Here is a 9459-nt window from a genome sequence, read left to right on the forward strand (position 1 = left end):
AAGATTATGTGGTTACAATAGCAGAGAGGATACACCTGTTCCCATTCCGAACACAGAAGTTAAGCTCTCTAGCGCTGATGGTACTTGGTGGGAAACTGCCTGGGAGAGTAGGACGTAGCCACGTAATCTTTTTTTATTTGTCATAAAATTTAAGATTAAACAGAATATAAAGTCAATATTGATTTATAATAAGATAAAATATAGAATTATATAGTATAGATAAAGTTTTTGATTTAGTTTGATTTAGAAAGAAGGTGTAATATGAATTCTGATGAAAGAAGAAGCAGATTAATAGATATTTTAAAGGAATCTAAGTGTCCTATAAAAGGTGGAAGTCTAGCTGAGATGTTAAATGTAAGTAGACAAGTAATAGTACAGGATATAGCCCTTATAAGAGCTAAAGGATTTGAAATAATAGCTACACCTCAAGGATATATAATATATAATCAACCATATTTTACAAAAAAAATAAAATGTAAGAATCACAAGAATTCTAAAGAAATTTATGATGAATTAAAGATTATTGTAGATTTAGGTGGGATTGTAAAAGATGTCATTGTAAATCATCCAACATATGGTCAAATAACTGCAGAACTTAATATTTATTCTAAAGTGGAGATAGATAATTTTATGAAGAAAGTAGAGACAAATGAATTTAAACAATTATCAGTTCTGACAGAATGTAGTCATATTCACACAATTGAGGCTATAAAAGAAGATACTATAGAAGCTATAATAAAAAAATTAGATGACAAAGGAATATTATCATAAGGAGGAGTTAAATGAATTTTTTATCATTGGCTAAGACTGCCTCAACAAATAGTAATATAACTAAGAGAACTTTAGAAAACATACTTAATAACTTTAGTGATAACGTACCAAATATCATATATGCAATAATTGTATTTGTGATAGGTATTTATATATCCAAAATAGTAAGAAGAATGGTCTCAAAGTTTTTAATTAAATATGGAATGAGCAAAGGTGTAAATAATTTTATTGTATATGGAATATATATATCTATGTTATCTATTATATCATTGATAAGTTTAGGTATTATAGGTATACAGACTACATCAGTTGTAGCTGTATTAGGAGCTGCTGGATTTAGTATAGGTTTAGCATTTAAAGAAATATTATCAAATCTAGGTTCAGGTATGATTATTTTATTTTTTAAACCATTTAATATAGGCGATTATATTCAAGGTTCAGGTGTAGAAGGTACAGTTTCTGATATACAAATATTTAGCACTGTTCTTAAAACTCCAGATAATAAAACTATAATTATACCAAATTTTCAATTGACAAGTAATAATATAATTAATTATACACATCAAAACAAAAGAAGAATAGATTTTTCATATAATATTTCTTATGATAGTGATATAGATATCGTTAAGTCTATATTAAATGAGATTTTTACAAATGAAAAAAGAGTATTAGATGACCCAAAACCTATTATAGGTTTAAACTCCATAGGAAATAATACTATGCAAATAGTTGCTAGACCCTGGGTTAAAACTGATGATTATTGGGATGTATACTTTGATGTAATGGAAAAAGTCAAAAATAAGTTTGATGAAAATAATATAAAAGTTCCCTTTGTTCCTTCTGCATTATTACTTAATGATACAAGTAATTTAAACACAGCAGACAAAAGGTAATATTTTAATTAAATAAAAAAAATAAATTTGATATAAAAAATTAAAGAAAATTTGAATAATAGTATTGAAAGATGTTAATATATATAATATAATGATTATCAAATAAAACAATTAGTTAAAAAGCAGTGAAGGAAAATAGTAAAAAACAGATTGTATTCAGAGAATGAGTGTATGGTGAGAACTCATTACAATGGTTTTTGAATCTACTCTAGAGCTTCTAGTTAAAGCTAGACGTTTACCTACGTTATAGGTCTGAGAGGATTATACATTTTAGTATAGTCAATTAGGGTGGCAACGCGGATAAAAGATTTTCGTCCCTTTTATAGGGGTAAACGGAGGTCTTTTTTTATTTTTCAAATTTGTTTAAGCTAAAAATTTACAGTTATAATATTTGTAAATTAAATTGGAATTATAATTTATATTATCAAAATTATTAGGAGGAATTAATATGTTAGATATTAAAAGAATAAGAGAAAATTTAGATGATATCAAAAAAGCTATGGAAAGAAGAGGCGAAAAAGAATTTGACCTTGATGCTGTAGTGGAATTAGATAATAAAAGAAGGGAAATACTTCAAGAAGTTGAAGTTATGAAAAATGAATTAAATGTAAATTCTAAAAAAATACCACAATTAATAAAAGAGGGAAAAGATGTAACAGAAGAAAAGGTAAGATTAAAAGAGCTATCAGATAAGATAAAAGGTATTGATGAGAAAGTAAAAGAAGTAGAAGCAAAAATAGAATATACATTGATGAGAATACCAAATGTTCCTCATCCAGAGGTACCACAAGGTGAAACAGATGAAGATAATGTTCAAATAAGAACTTGGGGAGAACCTACTAAATTTGATTTTGAGCATAAAGCACATTGGGATATAGGTACTGGTCTAGGTATATTAGATTTTGAAAGAGCTGGGAAAATAACTGGTTCAAGATTTACTTTATACAGAGGACTAGGAGCTAGATTAGAAAGATCTTTAATGAATTTCTTTTTAAATACTCATACAGCTAAGCATGGATATACAGAAGTGTTACCTCCATTTATGGCTAATAGAAATAGTTTTATAGGTACTGGTCAACTTCCTAAATTTGAGGAAGATATGTTTAAAATAGAAGGATTAGAGTATTTCTTAATACCAACAGCTGAAGTACCTGTTACTAATATACATGCTAATGAAATATTAGATGTCGCAGAACTTCCAATTAAATATTGTGCATATACTCCTTGTTTTAGATCTGAGGCAGGTTCAGCAGGAAGAGATACAAGAGGCTTAGTTAGACAACATCAATTTAATAAAGTTGAGTTAGTTAAATTTGTTAAGCCAGAAGACTCTTATGATGAATTAGAATCATTAACTCATGATGCTGAAACTATGTTACAAATGTTAGGTCTTCCATATAGAGTGGTAAAAATATGTACAGGAGATTTAGGATTTACAGCAGCCTTTAAATATGATTTGGAAGTTTGGATGCCAAGCTATAATAGATATGTAGAAATATCTTCTTGTTCAAACTTTGAAGACTTTCAAGCAAGAAGAGCAGGAATAAGATTTAAAAGAGATAAAAAATCAAAAGCAGAATATGTTCATACATTGAATGGTTCTGGATTAGCTATAGGAAGATGCCTAGCTGCTATATTAGAAAATTATCAACAAGCAGATGGTTCTGTAGTAGTTCCAGAAGAGTTAAGACCTTATATGGGTGTTGATGTTATAAGATAATTCTATATTAACATTATATGTAGAAATATATTTTAATGTAGAAAATATATTATGAGTGAACAATAAATTAAAACGCTATGGAATTATTAATATAATTATTAAATTTCATAGCGTTTTAATTTATATAACAGAATTTTCATCATAAAATACTAAATATCTTTATAAATCAAGGATTATATAAATATCTAAAAATTATTTTAGAACTAATTTAAAAAAAATATAACTATATATAGTAATAATTAAATAAACAAAATAAAATTAAGTTGAATTATAAAATGAATTATGATAAGATAAGTTTGTTATAAGTTTTGGGAGGAATTATGGAAAGTTCATTTTATATGAAAGAAGCATTAAAAGAAGCATATAAAGCATATAATAAAAGAGAAACACCAATAGGTGCTATTATAGTTAAAGATAATCAAATAATAGCTAGAGCTCATAACCTTACAGAGACACTAAAAGATTCTACAGCTCATGCAGAAATCTTAGCGATAAAACAAGCCTCAGAAAAATTAGGTGGTTGGAGGTTGACTGATTGTGATTTATATGTTACAATGGAACCTTGCATAATGTGTAGTGGTGCAATAGTTAATTCTAGAATAAAAAAGCTTATAATAGGGACAAGACATGTAAAAAATTCATATATAGAAAAACAGCATGAGTTTAAATTAGATTATTTTAATAATAATAATGTAAAAGTGGCTTTTGATGTTTTGCAAGAAGAATGCTCGATCATATTGCAAGAATTTTTTAAGGCATTAAGAAAAAGAGATTAAGGAGAGATGGTCGAGTGGTCGAAGGCGCTCGCCTGGAAAGCGAGTATATGGGTAAAACTGTATCGTGGGTTCAAATCCCACTCTCTCCGCCAGAAACAATAAAAGTAATTAAATATGGTTGTAATTTTGCTGTACTAGATGGGGAGGTAGCGGTGCCCTGTAACCTGCAATCCGCTATAGCAGGATTGAATTCCATCTAAAGGCTTATTTTCTGTAGGGCCGCCCTAAATAAGTGGTGTTGATGCTTAGGTCCTGCGCAATGAAAGCTCATGAACCCCGTCAGGTCCGGAAGGAAGCAGCGGTAAGTGATCACTTTTGTGTGCCGTGGGGGTGCCTAAGTTGAGCTAACTGTTTTGGTAACGCCTATGGAATTAAGTCGATAGATGGTGTACAGCATTTAACATATAAAAGACTAATCCCTTAGATAATGAGGGATTTTTTTATTAATTTTGCTAAAGAGAGGTAAAAGGATGCATAAAGCATTATATAGAGCATATAGACCACAAAAGTTTGAAGACGTTATTGGTCAAGATCATATTATTAAGACTTTAAAAAATCAAATATACAATGATAATATAGGACATGCTTATCTATTTTGTGGTACAAGAGGTACTGGTAAGACATCTACTGCAAAAATTTTTTCAAGAGCAGTGAACTGTTTGAATAAAATAAATGAAGAACCTTGTAATGATTGTGAGATATGCGAATCGATATTAAAAGATAATACAATGGATGTTGTAGAAATAGATGCAGCATCAAATAATAGTGTGGATGATATAAGAGAGCTTAGAGAAAGTGTGAAATATTCTCCAGCCAATGCTAAATATAAAGTATATATAATAGATGAGGTTCATATGTTGTCTCAAGGAGCTTTTAATGCATTATTAAAAACATTAGAAGAGCCACCCTCATATGTAATCTTTATATTAGCTACTACTGAACCTCACAAGATACCTGCAACTATTTTATCGAGATGCCAAAGATACGATTTTAAAAGAGTTACGGTTAAAGATATGACTCTTAGAATGAAAAGGATTTGTGAAGATGAAGGAACTGATATAGATGATAAAGCACTTAATTTAATAGCGAGAAATTCTCAAGGAGCTCTTAGAGATGCACTTAGTATATTAGACCAATGTATATCATTTGGAGAGAATAAGATAGATTATAAAGATGTTGTTGAATTGATGGGAAGCGTCAATATAGAACAGTTATTTGAATTGTCTCAATGTATTTTAGCACAAGATACTAAAAAATCTCTTGAGATATTAAATGAATTTGTTTTATGGGGGAAAGATATAAGAAACCTTATAAATGATTTGATTGACCATTTTAGAAATTTAATGGTATGTAAGGTTTCATCAGAACTAGATGAGATAATTTCATTGCCCGAAGAAACCATAGAACAACTTAAACTTCAGTCTAAAAATATAGATATAAATGATTTGATAAGGGTTTTAAATATATTATCAGCAACTCAGGATGATATAAAGTCCTCTTCAAATCCAAGAGTTTTAGTGGAAATAACTATAATGAAAATTGCTCAACCAATGTTTGACGAAAGTAAAGAAGCTCTTATAAAAAGAGTTGATAACTTAGAAAAAATGATTGAACTGGGTAGCTTTAAGGTTGAAAAAACTGGTAATAGTAAAGAAAAAGAGCATGAAGTCAATAGAGAAATAGATGTAAAACAAGAAAATGTAGCTTATGAAGATGTAAAAAATGAGGACGTTATACTTATAGAGTCATCTTGGAAGAATATACTTAAACAAATTAAAAAAGATAAAAAAATGCCAATATATGCACTTTTAAGTGAGGTAAAAAGCTTTAATGTATATTCCAACTTGTTGTATGTTATATTTGATGATAAATTTGATTTTGCAAAAACTAGACTTAGCTCCCAAGATACAATAAATTATTTAGAAAAAACAATAAGAGATGTTTTAAATAGAAGTTTTAATGTAAAAATAGTATTGACATCAGAAGTCAAAGATATAAATCTTGAAGTTAAAGAAAAAGAAGACATTGGTGAAGAGATATTAAAGAACATAGTAAATGAAGAGATACTAGAAATAAAAGACAGTATTGATGAAAATGAAAGTAAATAATAAAATACTATTATGATATAATAATAAAATGAAAATAAGTTTAGGAGGAATTGTTTATGGCTAAAAAAGGTTTTGGAGGCGGAATGATGCCTGGTGGTGGAAATATGAATAACTTATTAAAGCAGGCTCAAAAAATGCAAGAAAATATGCAAAAAGCTCAACAAGAGTTAGAAAATAAAGAAGTAGAAGCTTCAGTTGGAGGAGGCGCAGTTACTGTAAAGGTTAATGGTAAAAAAGAAGTTTTAGATATAACTATCAAACCAGAAGTAGTTGATCCAGATGATATAGAAATGTTACAAGATTTAGTTTTAAGTGCAGTAAATCAAGCATTGAGAAATATTGATGATATACAAGCAAGTCAAATGAGTAAGGTAACTGGAGGTATGAATATACCTGGGTTATTCTAGTAGGTGGTATTTATGCAAGTTTATACAGGTCCAATAACGAGACTTATAGAAGAATTTTCAAAGCTTCCTGGAGTAGGAAGAAAGACTGCTCAAAGATTGGCTTTTCATGTTATTAATATGAATACTAATGATGTGGAAGCTTTATCTAAAGCGATTATAGACGCGAAAAGAGAAATAAGATATTGTTCAATTTGTTGTAATATAACAGATACAGACCCATGTAGTATGTGTTCAAATAAAAATAGAGATTCGAGTATTATATGTGTGGTAGAAGACCCAAGGGATGTAGCAGCCATGGAGAGAGCGAGAGAGTTTAAAGGTCAGTATCATGTATTAAATGGAGTGATTTCTCCAATGGATGGTATTGGACCAGATATGCTAAAAATAAAGGAACTTATACAAAGGCTTGGCAATCAGGAAGTTAAAGAAATAATAATGGCAACAAATCCTACTATTGAAGGAGAAGCCACAGCTATGTATATTGCTAGGTTAGTAAAACCAATGGGAATTAAAGTTACTAGGATAGCTCATGGTCTTCCTGTTGGAGGAGATTTAGAGTATGCAGATGAGGTCACAATATCAAAAGCACTAGAAGGTAGAAGAGAAATATAAAAATCGAGGTATTAACCTCGATTTTTATAATTTTTTGTGGTTAAATTCAAATTAATTTTGATTTAGATTTATTGAATAAATTTCTTCTGTATTGTATAATTTGTTGTATAAATCATTTAAAAATTTTGATAGGGGTGCAACATGAAACCAATTATGAACTTAGAAGAACATAATGCAATGAAAGAAAAAAGAGTTAAAAAAATGAAATCAAAAGACAAGCCTAAATATGATGATTTTGATGATATAAGTTTTTCTAATAAGAAAAAAACTAAAAAAACTGCACGAAATAAAAATGCTGAATTTAGAAATAATTATAAAAACTATCAGTATGATTATGAAGAAGACTTTTATGAACCAATTTAATATTAAATAATTAGAAAATAAAAAATCCCTAATAGATAATATATACTATAGGGATTTTATTTATTTTATCAATCAGAAATTATATTTAAAATTAAATTAGCTATATTTTGGGCTGAATTTGATTTTCTTATTGATTTAATATTTCTTTTTAACATCTCTAACCTACTAGGGTCATCTATTAGAACTTTTAATAATATTGATAAATTATATTTTTTTGTAGTTCTAAGTGCTGCACCACAATTAGATAAGAAATCAAGATTCTCCTCTTCCTGACCTGGTATATAATATGGAACTATCATAGGTACATCTTTTAAGAGTGCCTCCGTTGTAGTAAGTCCACCAGGTTTGCTTACTAATACATCTATAGAAGCTAAAATATCATTCATTTTATCAGTATATCCAAGGACACATACTTTTTTATCATGATAACGAGATATAAGCTTTTTTTCGATTTTTTCTTTTAAACTTTCATTTCTACCTGTTATTACAACTATTTGAAAATCTCTGTCAGTATCCAATAATTCATCAAGTGTCTCTTTTATATTACCAGCTCCAAAGCTACCACCCATAAGTAAAACAGTTAATTTATCTGGAGATAAGTTTAACTCAGAAAGAACAATATCTTTATCTCTATGAGAGAGAAAAGATTTTTCAACAGGAATTCCAAATGTTCTAATTTTACTAGGTTCAACTCCATCAAATACCAATAACTCTTTTACGTATTCATGACCAACTATATAGTAATCAATTTCATTTTGTATCCATGTAGAATGAGTAGTATAATCAGTTAATACAGAAATAAGTGGAGGAACATTAATAGTATTTGTATAATGTTTATAAAAATACTCTGTGTAAGCATTTGATTCATTATTATGTAAGTTAAAGTTTTTTTTCAATGTACTAAGCGCAATCATTGGAAAAGGATGCGTTCCTATAATCAAATCTGGTTTTTTGCTTCTAATAAGCTTTTTAAATTTTTTTGCCATGAATGTTATTAGTAGATTGTCTTTAAATTCATTTTTTGATAAAAGATTTGTTTCAGATAATCTATATACACTTCCATATGCTTTTGGAGTATATATAGCAGATTTTTCATATCCTCTTGAAATTATTTTATCCATTGTATTATTAACTAATTTCAAACTATCTATTATTTCACATTCAATTGGCTCTCCATCAAGTGTTTTGGAAGTAAGTTCTTCTTTAATAGCTAGAGCAGCCCTATTATGCCCGCCACCGGTGGAAGCAGACATTATTAATACTTTTTTGCTCATAATAAAATCCTCCTAAAATGTAGCTTAGTATTTATATAGTATTATATTTTGATATATAAAAACTGTCTTTGTGAATAAGGTTATTGATAAATTATTTTTTAATATTAATCTAATACAAGATTACAAAAATTACAAGTGAAAGAAATGTAAATTAATTTTAGCAAATATGTGATATTACAAATATTAGTGTAAATAAAAAATTTAAATATAGAATAAAAAGGAAAATAGAGCATAGAATATATATTAGTTTTATGAAATAAACAGGTTTGCTTAGTATTAGATTTTAAAAATTAAATATAAAGAATATATGATAAATAAAAAAAGTAAAAAATTATATTGACTTAGATAGATAAAGATGATATAGTATTACTTGTCATTGAAAAAAGGAACAAGAAATAAATACGAACATTGAAAATTAAACAGTAGGTTAATTTATAAACAAGAAACAAACCATAAAGCCAGATATTTTGATAACAATAGTATCTGAGCCTGATAAACTTTTATTTGAGAGTTTGATCCTGGCTCAGGATGAACG

Annotated in this window: 9 protein-coding genes, 1 tRNA gene, 1 rRNA gene, 1 other RNA gene and 1 other annotated feature; of the genes, 11 read left to right on the forward strand and 1 reads right to left on the reverse strand. The window is 28.2% G+C overall.

Annotated elements, in window-relative coordinates; genetic code table 11:
- Positions 1-7 precede the first annotated feature (7 nt).
- The 11 genes from rrf to KGF42_RS17995 all read left to right on the forward strand — a co-directional run bounded on the left by rrf (position 8) and on the right by KGF42_RS17995 (position 7650).
- Positions 8-124, forward strand: a 5S ribosomal RNA gene (rrf, locus tag KGF42_RS17945).
- A 137-nt stretch (positions 125-261) separates the two neighbouring features.
- Positions 262-771: a transcription repressor NadR gene (locus KGF42_RS17950; protein WP_227823399.1), complete on the forward strand. Its 510-nt coding sequence runs from the start codon at positions 262-264 to the stop codon at positions 769-771.
- An 11-nt stretch (positions 772-782) separates the two neighbouring features.
- On the forward strand, positions 783-1664 hold the full coding sequence (locus KGF42_RS17955) for a mechanosensitive ion channel domain-containing protein (RefSeq protein ID WP_227823398.1): 882 nt from the start codon (positions 783-785) through the stop codon (positions 1662-1664).
- A gap of 116 nt (positions 1665-1780) precedes the next feature.
- Positions 1781-1986: a binding site (T-box leader), on the forward strand.
- 126 nt (positions 1987-2112) lie between these two features.
- Positions 2113-3384: a serine--tRNA ligase gene (gene serS, locus KGF42_RS17960; protein ID WP_227823397.1), complete on the forward strand. Its 1272-nt coding sequence runs from the start codon at positions 2113-2115 to the stop codon at positions 3382-3384.
- Positions 3385-3704: 320 nt separating this feature from the next.
- Positions 3705-4160: a nucleoside deaminase gene (locus KGF42_RS17965; RefSeq protein WP_054272752.1), complete on the forward strand. Its 456-nt coding sequence runs from the start codon at positions 3705-3707 to the stop codon at positions 4158-4160.
- Positions 4161-4252, forward strand: a tRNA-Ser gene (locus KGF42_RS17970).
- A gap of 37 nt (positions 4253-4289) precedes the next feature.
- An RNA gene (ffs, locus tag KGF42_RS17975) (signal recognition particle sRNA large type) lies at positions 4290-4554 on the forward strand.
- A 76-nt stretch (positions 4555-4630) separates the two neighbouring features.
- Positions 4631-6268 (forward strand): DNA polymerase III subunit gamma/tau, encoded by a 1638-nt coding sequence (dnaX, locus tag KGF42_RS17980; protein WP_227823396.1) that lies wholly within the window; start codon positions 4631-4633, stop codon positions 6266-6268.
- Positions 6269-6324: 56 nt separating this feature from the next.
- Positions 6325-6675 carry a YbaB/EbfC family nucleoid-associated protein gene (locus KGF42_RS17985; protein ID WP_054272754.1) on the forward strand — a complete coding sequence of 117 codons (351 nt, stop codon included), beginning with the start codon at positions 6325-6327 and terminating at the stop codon, positions 6673-6675.
- Positions 6676-6687: 12 nt separating this feature from the next.
- Positions 6688-7287: a recombination mediator RecR gene (gene recR, locus KGF42_RS17990; protein WP_107594145.1), complete on the forward strand. Its 600-nt coding sequence runs from the start codon at positions 6688-6690 to the stop codon at positions 7285-7287.
- 141 nt (positions 7288-7428) lie between these two features.
- The gene (locus KGF42_RS17995) at positions 7429-7650 is read left to right on the forward strand and encodes a hypothetical protein (RefSeq protein WP_054272756.1); all 222 of its coding nucleotides are present in this window, start codon (positions 7429-7431) and stop codon (positions 7648-7650) included.
- A gap of 68 nt (positions 7651-7718) precedes the next feature.
- On the opposite strand, the gene KGF42_RS18000 is transcribed toward KGF42_RS17995, so the two are convergent.
- Entirely contained in the window at positions 7719-8924 is a 1206-nt protein-coding gene (locus KGF42_RS18000; RefSeq protein WP_227823395.1) for an MGDG synthase family glycosyltransferase, read from the reverse strand.
- Positions 8925-9459: the final 535 nt, after the last annotated feature.

The organism is Clostridioides sp. ZZV15-6383 (assembly GCF_020657735.1).
GTDB lineage: Bacteria > Bacillota > Clostridia > Peptostreptococcales > Peptostreptococcaceae > Clostridioides > Clostridioides difficile_D.